This is a genomic window from Mycobacteroides franklinii, from assembly GCF_002013895.1.
GTDB classification, from domain to species: Bacteria; Actinomycetota; Actinomycetes; order Mycobacteriales; family Mycobacteriaceae; genus Mycobacterium; species Mycobacterium franklinii.
On the sequence record NZ_MAFQ01000005.1, the window covers coordinates 424,438 to 441,474 of the forward strand.

The window sequence follows — 17,037 nt, forward strand, 5'->3', positions numbered from 1 at the left end:
GCCACCGCATATGGTTCAGATATGGCACGGGTGCTGGTGACCGGCATGTCGGGGACGGGGAAGACCACGCTGTTACAGGAGCTGGCCCGCCGCGGCCTTCGCACCGTCGACACCGACTACGACGGCTGGACGCTGTCGGACGGCAGCTGGGATGCGGCTCGGATGGCGGCGCTGCTGGATGAGCATTCGGATGTCGTCGTGTCCGGCGCTGTGGACAACCAGGTGCACTTCTACGACAGGTTCGGCGACGTGGTACTGCTCAGCGTGCCGCTGGGGGTGGCAATCGCGCGTGTGGGCTCTCGCACTGACAACCCGTACGGCCGCACGGAGGCCCAGCGGGATGAGATAGCGCAGAACACGCGGGAGATCGAACCACTGCTACGCGAGAGCGCCACCCTGGAATTGGATGGGCGTCTGCCCGTGTCCGAGCTGGCGGATCGTGTCGAGGCGCTGGCCCGGCAGCCGAGATGACGGCTACGCGGGCACTTTCGCGAGGTTTTCCGGCCCGGAGGTCATCTCGGGGCCGGTGTCGGACGGCGAGACCGACCAGATGGTGAGGTAGGCCAGCCCGAAGAAGGCGGCGACGGCGACCGCCACTCCGGTATGTGCGACAAACGCGAACGGGGAGCTGACCCACTCCAGGGTGCTGGCCGCGACAGCGCCGGGGCGGTGGATCAGGTCCCACGAGTTCCAGCGCTGGAAGCGTCCGATCACCACACCCACGGCGCACAGGCCCACCGAGACGACGACGACCACCCACCCGGTGACGACTCCGAAGTCGCGCTGAATTCGCCTGTGCACCAACCGCAGTGACACGACCCCGAGAATGATTCCGGTCCAGGCCGCCACACCGTACTGCAGGACGTGACGCCAGAACGCGATGCCGTCGATCAGGTGCACCAGGTCGGTGATGAGGTACGGCGCGTTGGGCAAGAAGGCGAGCCACACCAGCCCGATCGGAATCAGCCAGATCTTGTGCCGGACCGCCGAAAAGGCCAGCGCGGCGAAGACCGGCAGCCACGCCAGGAACAGATTCCAGATGAGGAAGCGCGTCGGATAGAACATGGGGGCGGCCGGGTCGGTGACGCCTAGCAGGAAGGTCAGCAGGCTGGTTGCGACCAGCGAAAGAACCAGCACGGCACGTCGGGCTTCGGTCATCCGTCAAGTTTGCCCGAAGGTGGCCGTAGACGTCAGCCGGTGACGGCCCGGATGAACCCGACGGCCGCTTCTTCCAGCTGTTGCAGTCCGGGATCCTCCAGGGGGTAATGCCCTGCACCCTCCAGCGGCACCACCGTCACCGGCACCTTGCTGATGGGGTCGAGTACCGGCTTGCTGAACTCATAGGGCGTCCACTGATCCTCGTCGGGCTGGGTGAGGATGATCGGACACACATCGAAATCGGCGGGCTCGACGGCGGGTGCGTAGCTCATGTACTCGGCCAGGAACTTCACGCTGACCCAGTTGGCGGCGGAGGTGCGGTCCTTCATGAAGACCTTCATCGCCGCGCGGCTGTTCGCGAGTGTGCTCATCTTCGCGGCCAGCCACATGGGATAGCGGACCCGCCGCGCCGGCGTCTTGGCGGCCAGCCGAAGGAATGGCACACCGACCCGCGCGGTCAGCAGGTCATGCGCGGTACCGTCGGCGACCTCGCGCACCCGCTGATCCAGGAACGTCATCCCGATGATCCCGCGCACCGTGTCGCGCGGTGCCTTGGCCGCAACGTGGTAGGCAAGCATGCCGCCGGCGCTGAGCCCGTACAGCACAATGGGGCGCACATCGCGGCGCCGCTCGTATTCGAGATAGTCGACCACCAGGTCCACCCAGTCGCCGTACCCCGGCACCGTGCCCGGTGCCACATCGGTGAGGCCATAGCCCAAGTTGTCGATCGCGATGGTCTCGAAACCCCTGCGCGCCAACGGGGCACCCAGGATCAGTGACATCTGGCGTCCGTTGGTGCCGACTCCGTGGAGCAACACCACCTTCACCGGTGCGGCCGGGTTGGAGTATCGGTCCAGATGCACCTGGTTACCGTGCCAGTCCCAGAATTCCTCCTGCGGGACTGTCGACTCATCGAGCCGCAGCCGTTCGGGAAGGAACTGCTGAAGGTCTTTCCACGCCTGCTGGTCACGGTAGTAACGGGCCATAAGTGGTAACCCTATGCGCCCAGACGGTTCCTGGTGAAGGTCGGAGGTGCAAACGCCCGCGTTTGGTACTGGGCTGGCGAAGTGCGACGGTGGGCTATTGCGTGGGTGCGTCGCCGTCGGGTTTCTGCTCCCAGCACCACAGCGTCAGGTAGGCGAGACCCACGAAAACCGCTGTGCTCAAAGCGATCTGTGTCTGTATGAGGTGAGTCATCGGGGCGAAGAGCCACTGAAGAGTGTCCTGGATGATCTGTCCCGGGCCGGTCAACAGGTCCCAGGAATTCTTGGCCTGAAAGCCGCCGATGACCACGCCGATTGCCGATAGGACGATCGAAACTCCGACGACGATCCAACCGGCGCGAGTGCCGCGCTCTTTTTCTATACGTTCATGCACCAGGCGCAGCGAGAGCACCGCCAACATGATGCCGGTCCATGCGGCCATGCCGAGTTGGAAGATGTGTGGCCACACGATACTGCCGTGGTTGATGTACGCAAGGTCGGCAACGAGATAGGGCGCGTTCGGCAGGAAAACAAGCCAGAGCACCCCTGACACCCATTGCCAACGTTCGCCACGGACTCGCAGGAACACCAGGGCGAGCGCCAGCGGAATCCAGGCCCGTAACAGATTCCCAAGCAGCCATTGGGGAGACGGCGGATCGGCCAAGCCCAGCACCACACTCGCGACGCTGGTTGCCGCGAGTGCATATATAACCACTCTAAGGCGGTCGTTGGACATCTTGACAGTTTGCCATGAAAAACGAACGAGGCCCCACCGGAAGGTGAGGCCTCGTTCGTCGAACTGAATCAGAAGGCGGCTTCGTCGAGCTCCATGATGTCGTTGTCGACGTTCTCCAGGATGGCCCGGGTCGAGGTCAGCTGAGGCAGCATGTTCTTGGCGAAGAACGAGGCAACCGCGATCTTGCCCTCGTAGAAGGACTTCTCGGCGCCGGTAGCGCCCGCATCCAGAGCCTCGATGGCCACGGCGGCCTGACGCTGCAGCAGCCAGCCGATCAGCAGGTCGCCGACGCTCATCAGGAAGCGCACGGAGGCCGTTCCGACCTTGTAGACCTGGGTGATCTCCTGCTGGGCGGCCATCAGGTTGGCGGTCATGGTCGCTGCCATGCCCTGCACGTCCTCCAAAGCCGTTGCGAGCAGCGCACGCTCGGCCTTCAGGCGACCGTTGCCGGTCTCGCTCTTGACGAACTCTTCGATCTGACCGGAGACGAAGGCCAGCGACTTGCCCTGGTCCTTGACGATCTTGCGGAAGAAGAAGTCCTGGGCCTGGATTGCCGTGGTGCCCTCGTAGAGCGAGTCGATCTTGGCGTCACGGATGTACTGCTCGATCGGGTAGTCCTGCAGGAAGCCGGATCCACCGAAGGTCTGCAGGCTTTCGGTGAGCTTCTCGTAGGCACGCTCGGAGCCAACACCCTTGATGATCGGCAGCAGTAGATCGTTGAGCCGCACCGCTTCCTCGGCCTCCACACCGTTGATGGCCTTGGCGGCCACGGCGTCCTGGAAGGTGGTGGCGTAGAGGTACAGCGCGCGCAGGCCCTCGGCGTAAGCCTTCTGGGTCATCAACGAGCGACGCACGTCCGGGTGGTGCGTGATGGTGACGCGGGGAGCGGTCTTGTCGGTCAGCTGCGTCATGTCCGCACCCTGTACGCGGGTCTTGGCGTACTCCAGCGCGTTCAGGTAACCGGTCGACAGGGTTGCGATGGCCTTGGTACCCACCATCATGCGGGCCTGCTCGATGACGTCGAACATCTGCGCGATGCCGTTGTGCACCTCACCGACGAGCCAGCCCTTGGCGGGAACGCCGTGCTGGCCCAGGCTCAGCTCACAGGTGGCCGAAACCTTCAGGCCCATCTTGTGCTCGACGTTGGTGACGAAGACGCCGTTGCGCTCGCCCGGCTCGCCGGTCTCGAAGTTGGGGATGAACTTGGGCACGAAGAACAGCGACAGACCCTTGGTGCCGGGGCCGGCACCCTCGGGGCGGGCCAGCACCAGATGCATGATGTTCTCGAACATGTCATCGGAGTCGGCCGAGGTGATGAAGCGCTTCACACCGTCGATGTGCCAGGAACCGTCCTCCTGCTTGACCGCCTTGGTGCGTCCGGCGCCGACGTCCGAACCGGCGTCAGGCTCGGTGAGCACCATGGTGGCGCCCCAGCCGCGCTCGGCGACGAACTCGGCCCACTTCTTCTGCTCGTCGGTGGCCACGTTGTAGAAGATCTGCGCGAAACCGGCACCGCCGCTGTACATCCAGACTGCGGGGTTGGCACCCAGGATCATCTCCTGAACGGCCCACATCAGCGAGCGCGGAACCGGGCTGCCGCCGAGTTCCTCGATCAGGCCGAGGCGATCCCATCCGGCGTCGGTGATTGCCTTGACAGACTTCTTGAAGGCCTCGGGGATGGCCACCGAGTGGGTCTCCGGATCGAAGACCGGTGGGTTGCGGTCGCCCTCGGCGAACGAATCGGCCAGCGGCCCTTCGGCGAGGGTGCGCATCTCGGCAAGGAAGGTACGAGCGGTGTCTTCGTCCAGCTCGGGGAATTCTTCGCCGCCGAATACTTGCTGGATGTTGAAGAGCTCGAAGAGGTTGAACTCCAGGTCGCGGACGTTCGACTTGTAGTGGCCCATGTGCGTCATTGCCTTTTCTCGTGGGGCTGTTCTGATATTCGGTTGGGTTCTTACTTCTGATTAAGTTACCCACCGGTAACAACTGAACTATACCGCTGAGTAGCGCAGGACAAAAGTCCAGGCTTTGTGGTTGTAATCACAATTCGATATCGCAGGTCAAGTTGGGTTTTTGGACGTTTTGACAGAGTGATGTCGGTGGCCTGGTGTTGGGTTATGGGTGCCAGCTCACAGCCCATGAGAGGAACGTCCCATGCCTGCTATGCCCCCACCCGTTCCGACCGAGCTGGACGGCCTGGTCGAGTACATAGCTCAACAGCAGGATGCTTTTCGGATCGCGGCCTTCGGGCTGACCGACGAACAGGCTCGCCTGACGCCGACGGCGGGCACGCTGTCGATCGGTGGGCTCATCAAACATGTCACCAACATGCAGGCCGGCTGGACGGAAAAGATTGCCGCGGCACCTGGACCTGGACCCGACCGGCAGTGGGCCGATGACGAATTCATCTTGCGCGCGGACGAGACGCTGGCCGGAGCGTTGGCGGCTCTCGCCGCGCAGAGTGCTGTGACACGTGCCGCCATCACGGAGAAGGGGCTGGACACCCCGGTGCCCGTGCCGCGGTCGGCGCCATGGTTCCCCAAGGACATCGATGCGTGGAACGTGCGTTGGGTGGCGCTACACCTGGTCGAGGAAATGGCCCGCCATGCCGGTCATGCCGACATCATTCGCGAATCCATCGACGGCGCAACGATGTACGAGCTGCTTGCCGCCGCTGAGGGCTGGGAGCCAACAGACTGGCTCAAGCCGTGGTCCCCGAAGGGCTAGCGTCCGTAGCGCAGGATCTTCATGGTGGTCGCGAAGCTCAGCGCGGTCGCGCTGAGGGATCCGGCCGCGTCGTTCCGATTGGAGGCGCCGCTGGCCAGGATGTACACGAGTAGCCCGCGCACGATATTGAACGACACGTGCTGTCGGACGCTGTTCGCCCCTGACGGAAACATGAAGCACGATTCCGTTGTCGTGAGCTCCTTTTGGTCATTCTGGACGGGATTCGGTTCGTCGAATTCGAACGAGCATCGCCACGTGGTGCTCCCACCGGGGATGATGTAGGCAATCGCATCGCACCTCTTGAGTGCATCGGAAGCACCGTCGGTGGACAGCGCGTCCGCAGCCGGGACGACGCGGATCAGGATCTCGCGCTCGGGCTTCTTGCGATCGCGTAGGTACAGCGTCGATGTCTCGCGGCCCTTGGATCGCAATGCCCAGATGGGGTCAATGGTGTTGCAGCCCGCCGGCGTTCCACCCAGGTTGGTGGCTGAGCCGGGCGGAACAGCGGGATTGAACTCGCCCGATGTGAAGGTGGGCGACGGATTCTTCTCCCACCCTTCGGGATAGTCGAATTGCCCGGGCAGCAAGGTATCGAGAATCGTGTTGGGTTGCCCGGCCAGCGATTCGCCCGGCTTCACGTTGGTGGCGCCGGGAACGGATGTGGTGCGGGGGTTGGTTCCGTCGTGATGCCGCGGCCAGATCACGACCCCGACGACGGTCGATGCGATCACGAGCACGACGGCGCCTGCGATGGCCGCAATTCGCTTGTGTTTGATCATGGTTCGCCCCGTGTCGGTGATGATGGGAGGCGCGACGGTTTGCACAAGATGCGGGGCCGGAGCGGACTGCGGTGTCACGGTCGGCACGGGTTGAGTGACGGTCTGCCGATGCTGGGCCGGGTCGGCGAGGATCTGCTGCGCGGCCAACGCGAACTCTCCGGCGCTTTGATAGCGGTCTGCGGGATTCTTGGCCATCGCCTTGGCAATCACCGCGTCCATTGATTCAGGTACCGAAGCGAATTGGGAGATCCGGGGCGGAGGTGCCGAAAGGTGTGCGTTGATGATTGCCGGCAATGAATTCCCGGATCCGAATGGCGGTTGGCCCGCCACCATGCGAAAGAGCGTGCAGCCCAGGGCATACACGTCGGCGCGGCCATCGACGGCTGCGCCGGACAGGACCTCCGGTGCGGCATACGCGATGGTGGCGGTCACGTTGCCTGCCGAGGTGACGGAGTTGCTGTCGTCAAGTGCCCGGGTTACACCGAAGTCGCCCAGCATGATTCGTCGATCGCCCACAGACAACAGGATGTTGGCAGGCTTCACATCGCGGTGTACCAGGCCGCGGGCGTGTAGATAGTCGAGTGCCTTGGCGACCTCACTGATGATGTGAATGGCGCGGGTCAAGGACATATGGCCGTTGACGGATTCCGAGTGCGCATCGCTGCCCTGCACGTACTGCATCGCGATCCATAGATCGCCGGCCGGTGTCTCGCCACGGTTGTGCACCGTGACGATGTTCGGGTGATCCAGGGACGCGGCGAGCGAGGCTTCTCGCATGAACCGTGCCCGGAACGCGGGGTCCCGCGAGGCTTGGGCGCTGAGGATCTTCAGAGCCTCGGAGCGCTGCAGATTGGGATTCACGGCCAGGTACACGGTTCCCATGCCGCCACGGCCGAGAACATGCTCGATCTGATATCCGGATACGACGGTCCCCGCTGGCAGGTCTCCGGCTTGCTGGCTACCCGGATCCGGTGGGGGTCTCTCCGATGACGTCATTCCCCTGTGCGTCCCTCTCGCCCGACGGTTTGGTCATCGTACTTGGGATATTTCCTCATGGCGGTCAAGACCGTGGCCCCTGTAAGGCATGCGGGGGACCATGGTGGTGTGGGTGAGCTTCCCGTCGTCGACCTGTCCAGCGATCCGGTACAGCTACGCACGGCCCTGCGCGAGGTCACCCACGAAGTCGGGTTCTTCTACCTCACCGGGCACGGTGTTTCGCCGCTGCTGATCGACAGGGTGCTGTCGGCGGCCCGCAAGCTCTTTGCCCTTCCCGAGGCTGACAAGGACGCCATCGCGATGGTGCGAAGCCCGCATTTTCGTGGATTCACCCGGTTGGGCGGAGAGCTGACCGGTGGATTCACCGACTGGCGTGAGCAGATCGACGTCGGGCCGGAACGCACAGCCAGCCTGACGGGACAGGGCCGCGACTACATGTGGTTGCAGGGGCCCAATCAGTGGCCGGAGGCGGTCCCGGAATTGAGGGCGGCACTCGAAAGCTGGGACGCGGCTCTGGCGAGTGTGGGGCGAAAACTTCTGAGGGAGTGGGCTATTGCCCTTGGTTCGGCGGGGGGAGTCTTCGACGAGGCATTTGGTGCCGAACCGGCGACCCTGATCAAGGTCATCCGTTATCCGGCCAGTGGGACCACCGAACAGGGAGTGGGCGCGCATCGCGACTCGGGTGTGCTGACCTTGCTGCTGGCCGAGCCGGATGTCGGGGGCCTGCAGGTCGAGGTGGACGGGACGTGGCTGGAGGCACCCGGGCGCACAGGAGCATTCATCGTGAACATCGGTGAGCTGCTGGAGCGGGCCAGTGGCGGGTATCTGCGTGCCACGCGCCATCGGGTGACGCTGACGGGTACGCCGCGCATGTCGGTCGCGTACTTCTTCAATCCGAGGTTGGACGCGCACATCCCGGCGCTGGAGCTGCCGCTGGAACTGCGGGACCGGGCGCGCGGCGTCAGTGCCGATCCGGGCGATCCGATTCACTCGACCTACGGCGAGAACGCCTGGAAGAGCCGACTGCGGGCCCATCCTGATGTGGCCGCCGCGCATGGTCACCTCGGCAGGTAGCGATCGTGCAAATCTGCGCCGCGAACCGGTGGTGCGCGTAATACTCAGGTTGTGGCAAACTAATGCCACATACTGAGGAGGAGAACCATGCGGACGATTTGTTCGATGGCGGCGGGGTTCGGTTTGGCGATATCTGTGTTCGCTGCGCCCATAGTGTCGGCAGCACCCGGAGAGGGCCCCGTTGCGGTCCAATGCCAGGTCTATGCCGATAACAACTTCGGACCGCCGGGATTTGGCCCGGGAAGCATGCCCGGAATGGGCTTCGGCATGAAGCAATGGGCGGGCACGGTTATTGGTCGCGGAAGTAACGAGGGTGAAGCACGCCAAGACGCCGAGCGACAGATGTGGGGCCCGTACGGCATGGCGCCCGAGCTTCGTGACTGCGTGCCTGCGGCGTAACGAGCGAAACAAGATCACTTGAGGGCGGGCCGCGCAGGCAATGCTTTAGTGCCGGTCGGAACCCGCTCGGTCGTGCTCCGATCGCGCACGCGTTACATGCTGCGGGCCTGGAACTGCGGTTCGGTCTTCTCGATCCCGGCCTTACGTGCGATGGCGAAGTTGGCTCCGCGCATGAGTCGCAGCTGAAGGCGACGCTCCAGTCCGAAGGCGCGCCGCGGCACCATCGACCACGCCTTGTCGAAGAGGGTCTTGGTGGCCGCCACCGAATCGGGGGAGCGCGACAGGATCTGATCGATGAGCTCGGCCGCGTCGGCTTCGGGGTCGGCGCTCACCTGGGTGACAAGTCCGATTTCCTTCGCGTAGAAGCCGTCGAACATCTCACCGGTCATGGTGAGGCGCTTGGCGGTGTCGATTCCGATCAATTGACTCAGCGTGACGCTTCCGGACATATCGGGGATCAGGCCCCATTTGGCTTCGAGAATGGAGAACTCGGCGTCGGGCGTGGTGAACCGGAAGTCGGCGGCCAGCGCCAGCTGCAGCCCACCGCCGTAGCAACGACCTTGAATGACGGCGATCACCGGAACACGGAGCCGGCGCCACGCCCAGCAGGCCTCTTGGAAACCGTTGGTACCCAGCCAGGGGAGTGGAATGAAGTTCGCGACAACGCGTGCCGGATCTTTCCCGGCGGCCGCGAAATCCAGCCCGGTGGAAAATGTGTCCCCCTCACCGGACAGCACCACCACCCGGATCGAGTTGTCCGAGGCAATATGGCGGGCGGCGGCGGTCAGCCCGCCCAGCATGTCGATGGTGAGTCCGTTGAGCTTCTCGGGCCGAGACAAGGTGACGCGAGCTACCTGTCCGTCGACGCGTAGGGTCACATGTGACGTCATGAAGCAAGACTAGAGGTGACATCCAGTTATGACGAGCGATACCAGCTTGGACGCGGCGACGCTGCGGGAAGCGTTCGGGCACTTCCCGACCGGTGTGGTGGCGATTGCCGCCGAGATCGGTGGGACGCGAACCGGATTGGCGGCCAGCACGTTTGTTCCGGTGTCATTGGATCCGCCGCTGGTGGCGTTCTGCGTGCAGAATTCCTCGACCACATGGCCCAATCTGCGGGCGGCTCCGCGCCTGGGCATCAGCGTGCTGGGGGAATCGCACGACGATGCCGCGCGGACACTGGCGGCCAAGACCGGTGACCGCTTCGCCGGGCTGGATACCTCGACCACGGAAACCGGTGCCGTGTTCATCGGCGGCACCACGGCCTGGATTGAGACGTCCATCGAGTCCGAGGTGCCGGCCGGTGATCACGCGATCGTCATCCTGAACATTCACGGGCTGACGGTGCATTCATCGGTCGCGCCGATCGTGTTCCACCGCAGTAAGTTCCGCAAGCTGCTGGGTTAGACCGCGGCGGTGTACGGGCTGGACCGATTGGTCCGCGCCCATTCACGTTCTGCGTCCGAGTGCATCGGCGGCGGTACCTGCCCATTGATCATCCAGAGCTCCTCGCTGGTCTCGTCGACGTGGAACTCCCAGTGCAGCCCCGGTCTGTCCAGATACGGCCTGAGCACGTTGCCCAGGCGCCGGGTGACGCGCTCGCGTGCGGCCGTGTCGGGCTGGGTGCGGGCAATGTGATCGACGACGACCCGCACGGCGGTGTCCGCCTGTTCACCACCCACATACAAGTCAACCGGCTCAATCTCCTTGAACACCGTGACCACGTAGAACCGGGGAAGCCCCACAGCGACGTATACCTCGGTGATGCTCTTGGCGAGTTCGGATTTCTCCTTGTCGGAAAAGACATTTGGCGTGTGATAGATCGTCCACAGCGGCATGTCGGGCTCCTTGGGTTCGGTGTATTGGTGGGCGTCAGTGGCCGGGGCGGTAGGCCAGGTTCTCGACGGGGCCGGCCAGTTGGGACTTGATCTGGACGGTGAGGTCATCGGTGAGTACCTCGTTGTCGCCCTTTTCCAGCGCGTCGATGATGCGTGCCGCGATCACCGCGGGCGGCGTCTTGGCGACAGGCAATGCCGACACCATGTCGGTGTCGATGAAACCGGCGTGGACGCCGAGTACCTGGGTGTTCTGCGCTTCGAGCTCCAGGCGCAGGGTGTTGGTGACCGACCAGATGGCTGCCTTCGATGCCCCGTAGGCTCCGGCTCCGCCGAGCCACGAGAGCACCGAGTGGATGTTGACGATCGCGCCGCCGCCGTGGGTCTTCAGGATGGGCGCGAATGCCCTGATGACTCGTAGTGGGCCGAACACGTTGGTCTGGAATGTCGCATCGATGCGGTCGAAATCCCCGGTGAGCAGCGAATCGGGATGCAGCACACCGGCGTTGTTGACCACGATCTCCACATCCGTGAGCTCGCGGGCCAGCGCCGCCACCGAGTCCTCGGAGGTGACTTCGAGTTGTTTGGTGACTACCTGCTCGCGCGGGTCCTCGAATGATTCGCGGGCGGTGCTGTACACCTTGCGCGCACCGCGGCGCAGCACCTCATCGACGAGGGCAGCCCCCAGCCCGCGGCGACCACCGGTGACCAGTACGACCTTGTTTTCGATCATTCCCATCTCCTAACTAACGATTGCATTAGTCAGAACGCTAGCCGGGCTAGCTGAATAACGCAAGCGTTAGTTACAATGGCCTGGTGAGCATGGACTTTGAGCGGCTACTGCAGGACCGCTCTCGGTGGAAGACCGAAGAGTGTTCGATCGGGAAGGCCCTGGATCTGCTGGGCACCAAGACAGCCTTCCTGATCGTCCGCGAGTGCTTCTACGGCTCAACTCGATTCGACGAGTTCTCCGAGCGCATCGGGGTGTCCGCGCCGGCGGTATCGCGCGCACTCAAACAGCTGGAGGCGGCAGGCGTCGTCGAGAAGGTGCCCTACCGGGAACCCGGTCAGCGGGAGCGGGACGGGTACGTGCTGACCCAGATGGGCAAGGATTTACTCCCGGTACTGCTGTCACTGCTCAAATGGGGGGACGAGTATCTGCAGGACGGGCACAAGCCACTGACGTTGATCGACAAGAAGACTGGGCGGGAAATAGAGGTGGAAGTGACATCGCGGCCCGGCCAGGCGGTATCCGCTGACGGAATCGAGATTCGCCGCGCGCGTCCCTAGATTGTCGTCGCAAGCCGTCCCGCGACCAGCTGCCGCGTCACCGTGGCCACGCGCTGGCCGAGGTGGCGGCAGGTCCGTAGATCGGCCGGGTGAATGTCGTCGGGGTCGGCGTCCACATCGGTCTGCGCGCCGGCGCCCAGCCAGAAGCCGAGCCGGTTCAGATCGTGCTCGCTGCCGCCGGCGCTCATCCATCCGGCAGTGAGGCCCAGGCTCACCCAATGCATGTGGTGCTGAGCGGCGAAGATGGCCAGTGAGTTCAACGCGTGCAGCTTGTCTCCCGACTTCGCACCGGAATTCACGAATCCGGCGGCCACCTTGTCGCGCCAGGTGCCGGCCATGCAACGGGCTCCGGTCTTCTCGGCGAAGGACTGGAAGCCCGCCGCCACATTGCCCATATAGACGGCGCTGCCGAAGACCAGGGCATCCGCGCTGTCCACGGCATCCCAATCGGCGTCCGTCATGTCGGCGGCCGAAATCACCGTCACCTCCGCGCCGCCTTCGCGTGCCCCGTCGAAGACGGACTGGGCCAACGCGGCGGTGTGTCCGAAACCGGAGTGGTACACGATGATGACACGGGGGCTGAATCCATTGAGGGGCATGATGATTGCCCTCAGTCCGTGCTTGTGGCAGCGATGAGGTCAGCGACTTCCTGGTAGCGCTGCCCCCATTCCGGCATCGGCTGGTCGGCAAGGTAGGCGATGAGCCGGTCGAGAATGGCGTGGGTACCGGGCCGGAAACCATTGGCGTGCGGCACGCTCAGGCCGCGGTGGGTGAACCGAAGCAGGGTTCCGGCGCCGTCGGCACTCAGTTCATACCGCACCACGCTGTCGTCGACAATCGACTGCTTCCACTCGTGCTCGAGAACATGTGGCGGCTCCCAGACCAGGATGCGGCCGGTCACGCGTTTTGCTTCCGGCGGCAGTGGAGGGCCGGACGGGACCATCTCGAATTGCCCACCTGCGCGGGACTCCAGGGTGGTCCGACCGATCCACGCGCGGCGTTGTTCGGGGTCGGTGATGGCCGACCACACCGTCTCCACGGGATACGGCAGGTGGCGTTCGAAGGTGAGGGTGGCTCGGTCACCGTGCACGGTGAGCCGACCGAGGCGGTCGTTCATTCGGCGTCCTTGATGTCGTGACGGGTCTGGGTGCGGGCCAGGTGTCGTTCCAGCGCGTCCAGGTGGTCATTCCAGAAGTGCCGGTACGGATCGATCCATTGGTCGATCTCGGCCAGACCGTGCGCGCGTAACGCATAAATCCGGCGTTGCGCATCCGGCCTGACGTCGACCAGTCCTACGTCGCGCAGCACCCGAAGATGGCGCGAGACGGTGGGTTGGGTCAGGCCGGGCAGTGTTGCGACGAGATCTCCGGCGGTCCATTCGCCGCCCGCCAGGGCATCGAGCAGGATCCGTCTGCTTGGCTCGGCGACCGCTTCGAAGACGTCCATGCATCGAGTATTGCATTCCATCTATATAGACGCAATAGAATATAAGGCGTCTGAGGCAACGACGTCCCGGGGCGGGGCAGCCTAGGGACGCTTGGCGAGTTCTTCTTGGTAGCCGCGGACGCGATCACGGAGCTCGCTGGCATCATCGGGCCGACCTTCGCGCTCGGCGAGATCGGCACGTAGCGAGAGTTCCTTGATCGCGGTACGAAGATCCGCGACGCTCACGGTGTCACCCATATCCCGATGCTGCCCGCATCGCGAGCAATGGGCATTGGCGAGGTGCCACAAAGTCCCGGCCGACTACTTGGAGCTCAGCGGTGGCCGATGATCGAGCGGAGCTTGCCGAGCTGCCATTTCACGAAGGGTCGGAGGATGGGCGCGACGACACGCAGCGGTAGCCAGCCCACCCACTTGGGTGTGCCGCCGAGGTGCCAGGTCAGCCGAGTGCCGCCGGTGCCGTTGTCTGCCACCTCAAAGACCTCCGCGGCCGAATCGAGAACCAACGGAACGGAACACGCGGTGGTGGTGACACCCAGAACACGGCCGGGCTCGTTGACGACGATCTGTTCGGCCAGTACGCAGAAGGTGTTGACCAACGCGCGCTTGGTTCCCACGTCGCGCAATGCGGTGCCGGCGTAGTCCACGCCCTTGGTGAAGAGGGTCCAGCTCAGGAACCGTTCGTCGAGAAGGGCCTTGAAGACCTGATCGGGCGGATAGAAGAAGTCGCGCTGCACGGTAATCGCAAAAGATGCCTCGGAGTGCAGATATTCGCGGAGTTGATCGGCGGCGACTGGGGTGAGGTTGAATCGGGCTGCCGAGATTCCGCCTGCGGCCAGAATCGCCAACAGGATCAAGCCCGCGACGGCACCTGCGGCTGCCAGGCACGCGACCACGATGACGATGATCAGCCAGGTTTCCATCGCCACAACCTCGCTAGCGTCGGAACAGCTTGTTGCCCAACCACACGATCGGATCGTACTTGCGGTCGGCGACGCGTTCCTTCATGGGGATCAGTGCGTTGTCGGTGATGTGGATGCCCTCCGGGCACACTTCGGTGCAGCACTTGGTGATGTTGCAATAGCCAAGGCCGAGTTCCTCCTGCGCCGCCTCACGGCGGTCGGCGACATCGAGCGGGTGCATTTCGAGCTCGGCCACGCGCATCAGATAACGCGGCCCGGCGAAGGCTTTTTTGTTCTCCTCGTGGTCACGCACCGCGTGACAGGTGTTTTGGCACAGGAAGCATTCGATGCACTTGCGGAACTCCTGCGACCGCTCCACATCCTCCTGCTGCATCCGGTATTCGCCGGGCTTCAGCCCTTTGGGCGGCGTGAATGACTGGACTTCCCTGGCCTTTTGGTAGTTGAACGAGACATCGGTGACCAGGTCGCGGATCACCGGGAAGGCTCGTAGGGGGGTCACCGTGACGGTCTCGGACTCGTCGAACGTCGACATCCGGGTCATGCACATCAGCCGGGGGCGGCCGTTGATCTCGGCCGAGCAGGAGCCGCACTTGCCGGCCTTGCAGTTCCAGCGCACCGCCAGGTCCGAGGCCTGAGTGGCCTGGATGCGATGGATGATGTCGAGCACCACCTCGCCTTCGCTCACCGAAACGGTGTAGTCGACGAGCTCACCGCCGTCATCGTCGCCTCGCCAGACCCGGAGTTGTGCGTCGTAGCTCACGTCAGGATTTCCTTCCCGAATGTTCTGCCAGTTCTTCCGGTGTGAAGTACTTCTCCAGCTCCCCGATCTCGAACAGCTCCAAAAGATCTGGGCGCAAGGGGGTTTGCGGCTCGGGGGTGACGAGCACGTCGGGAACGGCCGGATCGCCGCCGGTGGTGCTGCACACCAGCAGCGTCTTGCGCCAGGTGGCGTCCATGTTCGGGTGGTCGTCGCGGGTGTGCCCGCCGCGGCTCTCGGTGCGCAGCAGCGCCGCCTTGGCCACGCATTCGCTCACCAGCAGCATGTTGCGCATATCGATCGCCAGGTGCCAGCCCGGGTTGAACTGCCGATGACCCTCCACCGCAACGTGTTTGAAGCGTTCTTTGAGTTCGTTCAGCTTGACCAGGGCCTGCTCGACTTCCTCCTCCTTGCGGATGATGCCGACCAGGTCGTTCATCGCCTGCTGCAAGTCGGTGTGCAGGGTGTACGGGTTCTCCGCACCTGGGGCTGCCGGATCGCCGAAGGGTGCCAATGCCAGGGTGGCGGCCCTGTCGACGTCGGCCTCGGTGATGTGTGGGCGAGACGTGATGCCCTTGACGTACTCGGCGGCCCCGAGGCCGGCGCGCCGACCGAACACCAGCAGGTCGGAAAGGGAGTTGCCGCCCAACCGGTTTGAGCCATGCATGCCGCCGGAACATTCACCGGCCGCGAAGAGGCCCGGCACCGTGGCGGCCCCGCTGTCGGGATCGACCTCGATACCGCCCATCACGTAGTGACAGGTCGGTCCGACTTCCATGTCGTCTTTGGTGATGTCGACCTCGGCCAGCTCCTTGAACTGGTGATACATCGACGGCAGCCGCTTCTTGATCTCCTCGGTGGGAATACGCGAGGCGATGTCCAGGTACACGCCGCCGTGCGGGGTGCCGCGGCCGGACTTGACCTCGGCATTGATCGCCCGGGCGACCTCGTCGCGGGGCAGCAGGTCAGGAGTGCGCCGTGCCGAGTCGTTGTCCTTGAGCCACTGATCGGCTTCTTCTTCGGTTTCGGCGTATTGCCCCTTGAACACCGAAGGGATGTAGTCGAACATGAAGCGCTTGCCCTCGGAGTTCTTCAGCACGCCGCCATCGCCGCGCACGCCCTCGGTGACCAGGATGCCCTTGACCGAGGGCGGCCAGACCATGCCGGTCGGGTGAAACTGGATGAACTCCATGTTGATCAGTGTTCCGCCGGCGCGCAGCGCCAACGCGTGGCCATCGCCGGTGTACTCCCAGGAGTTCGACGAGACCTTGAATGACTTGCCGATTCCGCCCGTCGCCAAAACCACTGCGGGAGCTTCGAACAGGATGAATCGGCCGCTCTCGCGCCAGTACCCGAACGCGCCGGCGATTCTGGAAACGCCTTCGGTGCTGTCCAAGAGCAGATCGGTGATGGTGCATTCGGCGAATATCTTGATACGCGCCTCGTAGTCACCGGTCTCGGCGAAATCCTCCTGCTGCAGCGAGACGATCTTCTGCTGCATGGTGCGGATGATCTCCAGGCCGGTGCGGTCGCCGACGTGCGCCAGTCGCGGATAGGTGTGGCCGCCGAAGTTGCGCTGGCTGATGCGCCCGTCCTTGGTCCGGTCGAACAACGCGCCGTAGGTTTCCAGCTCCCAGACCCGATCCGGTGCTTCCTTGGCGTGCAGCTCTGCCATCCGCCAGTTGTTCAGGAACTTGCCGCCGCGCATGGTGTCGCCGAAATGCACCTGCCAGCTGTCCTTGTCGTTGGCGTTCCCCATCGATGCCGCGCAACCGCCCTCGGCCATCACGGTGTGCGCCTTGCCGAACAAGGACTTGCAGATCACCGCGACCTTGAAGCCCTGTTCGCGTGCCTCGATGACGGCGCGCAGGCCGGCGCCACCGGCACCGATCACGACCACGTCGTATTGGTGCCGTTCGAGTTCAGCCATTAATTAA

At 64.0% G+C, this 17,037-nt stretch carries 21 protein-coding genes; 6 read left to right on the forward strand and 15 right to left on the reverse strand.

Annotation, left to right across the window (positions count from 1 at the left end; genetic code table 11):
* Positions 1-21: 21 nt before the first annotated feature.
* On the forward strand, positions 22-471 hold the full coding sequence (locus B4393_RS08915; protein ID WP_078333802.1) for an AAA family ATPase: 450 nt from the start codon (positions 22-24) through the stop codon (positions 469-471).
* Between the two features lie 3 nt (positions 472-474).
* On the opposite strand, the gene B4393_RS08920 is transcribed toward B4393_RS08915, so the two are convergent.
* From B4393_RS08920 to B4393_RS08935, 4 genes are all read right to left on the reverse strand, one after another.
* A complete protein-coding gene (locus B4393_RS08920) occupies positions 475-1,158 on the reverse strand; it encodes a DUF1361 domain-containing protein (protein ID WP_078333803.1) in 684 nt (227 codons plus the stop codon).
* A gap of 32 nt (positions 1,159-1,190) precedes the next feature.
* Positions 1,191-2,144, reverse strand: a complete 954-nt coding sequence (locus B4393_RS08925; RefSeq protein WP_078333804.1) for an alpha/beta hydrolase — start codon at positions 2,142-2,144, stop codon at positions 1,191-1,193.
* Between the two features lie 94 nt (positions 2,145-2,238).
* Positions 2,239-2,877 carry a DUF1361 domain-containing protein gene (locus tag B4393_RS08930; RefSeq protein WP_078333805.1) on the reverse strand — a complete coding sequence of 213 codons (639 nt, stop codon included), beginning with the start codon at positions 2,875-2,877 and terminating at the stop codon, positions 2,239-2,241.
* A gap of 68 nt (positions 2,878-2,945) precedes the next feature.
* A complete protein-coding gene (locus B4393_RS08935; RefSeq protein ID WP_078333989.1) occupies positions 2,946-4,781 on the reverse strand; it encodes an acyl-CoA dehydrogenase in 1,836 nt (611 codons plus the stop codon).
* A gap of 250 nt (positions 4,782-5,031) precedes the next feature.
* On the opposite strand from B4393_RS08935, the gene B4393_RS08940 reads away from it, so the two are divergent.
* On the forward strand, positions 5,032-5,604 hold the full coding sequence (locus tag B4393_RS08940; protein WP_078333806.1) for a DinB family protein: 573 nt from the start codon (positions 5,032-5,034) through the stop codon (positions 5,602-5,604).
* Here the strand turns inward: B4393_RS08940 and B4393_RS08945 are convergent.
* A complete protein-coding gene (locus B4393_RS08945) occupies positions 5,601-7,379 on the reverse strand; it encodes a serine/threonine-protein kinase (RefSeq protein ID WP_078333807.1) in 1,779 nt (592 codons plus the stop codon). The genes B4393_RS08940 and B4393_RS08945 overlap by 4 nt on opposite strands.
* A gap of 108 nt (positions 7,380-7,487) precedes the next feature.
* On the opposite strand from B4393_RS08945, the gene B4393_RS08950 reads away from it, so the two are divergent.
* Both B4393_RS08950 and B4393_RS08955 read left to right on the forward strand, forming a co-directional pair.
* Positions 7,488-8,453: an isopenicillin N synthase family dioxygenase gene (locus B4393_RS08950; protein WP_078333990.1), complete on the forward strand. Its 966-nt coding sequence runs from the start codon at positions 7,488-7,490 to the stop codon at positions 8,451-8,453.
* A gap of 87 nt (positions 8,454-8,540) precedes the next feature.
* The gene (locus B4393_RS08955) at positions 8,541-8,852 is read left to right on the forward strand and encodes a hypothetical protein (RefSeq protein ID WP_078333808.1); all 312 of its coding nucleotides are present in this window, start codon (positions 8,541-8,543) and stop codon (positions 8,850-8,852) included.
* A gap of 92 nt (positions 8,853-8,944) precedes the next feature.
* On the opposite strand, the gene B4393_RS08960 is transcribed toward B4393_RS08955, so the two are convergent.
* Complete coding sequence (locus B4393_RS08960) at positions 8,945-9,742, reverse strand: crotonase/enoyl-CoA hydratase family protein (RefSeq protein ID WP_078333809.1); 798 nt, start codon at positions 9,740-9,742, stop codon at positions 8,945-8,947.
* Positions 9,743-9,770: 28 nt separating this feature from the next.
* Between B4393_RS08960 and B4393_RS08965 the strand changes: the two genes are divergently transcribed.
* Positions 9,771-10,259, forward strand: coding sequence for a flavin reductase family protein (locus B4393_RS08965; protein WP_078333810.1), 489 nt, complete (start codon positions 9,771-9,773; stop codon positions 10,257-10,259).
* Here the strand turns inward: B4393_RS08965 and B4393_RS08970 are convergent.
* Positions 10,256-10,690 carry a tautomerase family protein gene (locus B4393_RS08970; protein ID WP_078333811.1) on the reverse strand — a complete coding sequence of 145 codons (435 nt, stop codon included), beginning with the start codon at positions 10,688-10,690 and terminating at the stop codon, positions 10,256-10,258. The two genes, B4393_RS08965 and B4393_RS08970, sit on opposite strands and share 4 nt — an antisense overlap.
* Before the next feature lie 34 nt (positions 10,691-10,724).
* Positions 10,725-11,420: an SDR family oxidoreductase gene (locus B4393_RS08975; protein WP_078333812.1), complete on the reverse strand. Its 696-nt coding sequence runs from the start codon at positions 11,418-11,420 to the stop codon at positions 10,725-10,727.
* An 89-nt stretch (positions 11,421-11,509) separates the two neighbouring features.
* Here B4393_RS08975 and B4393_RS08980 point away from each other — a divergent pair, with 89 nt between their 5' ends.
* The gene (locus B4393_RS08980) at positions 11,510-11,977 is read left to right on the forward strand and encodes a winged helix-turn-helix transcriptional regulator (protein WP_078281161.1); all 468 of its coding nucleotides are present in this window, start codon (positions 11,510-11,512) and stop codon (positions 11,975-11,977) included.
* On the opposite strand, the gene B4393_RS08985 is transcribed toward B4393_RS08980, so the two are convergent.
* From B4393_RS08985 to B4393_RS09010, 7 genes are all read right to left on the reverse strand, one after another.
* Positions 11,974-12,576 (reverse strand): flavodoxin family protein, encoded by a 603-nt coding sequence (locus B4393_RS08985; protein ID WP_109558272.1) that lies wholly within the window; start codon positions 12,574-12,576, stop codon positions 11,974-11,976. The two genes, B4393_RS08980 and B4393_RS08985, sit on opposite strands and share 4 nt — an antisense overlap.
* Positions 12,577-12,587: 11 nt before the next feature.
* Complete coding sequence (locus B4393_RS08990; RefSeq protein WP_078333813.1) at positions 12,588-13,094, reverse strand: SRPBCC family protein; 507 nt, start codon at positions 13,092-13,094, stop codon at positions 12,588-12,590.
* A complete protein-coding gene (locus B4393_RS08995) occupies positions 13,091-13,423 on the reverse strand; it encodes an ArsR/SmtB family transcription factor (protein WP_070938070.1) in 333 nt (110 codons plus the stop codon). The genes B4393_RS08990 and B4393_RS08995 overlap by 4 nt, the downstream gene beginning before the upstream one ends.
* 81 nt (positions 13,424-13,504) lie before the next feature.
* A complete protein-coding gene (locus tag B4393_RS27170) occupies positions 13,505-13,660 on the reverse strand; it encodes a hypothetical protein (RefSeq protein ID WP_109420726.1) in 156 nt (51 codons plus the stop codon).
* Between the two features lie 74 nt (positions 13,661-13,734).
* Positions 13,735-14,343 carry an SRPBCC family protein gene (locus tag B4393_RS09000; protein ID WP_078333814.1) on the reverse strand — a complete coding sequence of 203 codons (609 nt, stop codon included), beginning with the start codon at positions 14,341-14,343 and terminating at the stop codon, positions 13,735-13,737.
* A 13-nt stretch (positions 14,344-14,356) separates the two neighbouring features.
* Positions 14,357-15,103: a succinate dehydrogenase/fumarate reductase iron-sulfur subunit gene (locus tag B4393_RS09005; RefSeq protein WP_078333815.1), complete on the reverse strand. Its 747-nt coding sequence runs from the start codon at positions 15,101-15,103 to the stop codon at positions 14,357-14,359.
* A gap of 1 nt (position 15,104) precedes the next feature.
* Positions 15,105-17,030: a fumarate reductase/succinate dehydrogenase flavoprotein subunit gene (locus B4393_RS09010; RefSeq protein ID WP_078333816.1), complete on the reverse strand. Its 1,926-nt coding sequence runs from the start codon at positions 17,028-17,030 to the stop codon at positions 15,105-15,107.
* Positions 17,031-17,037: the final 7 nt, after the last annotated feature.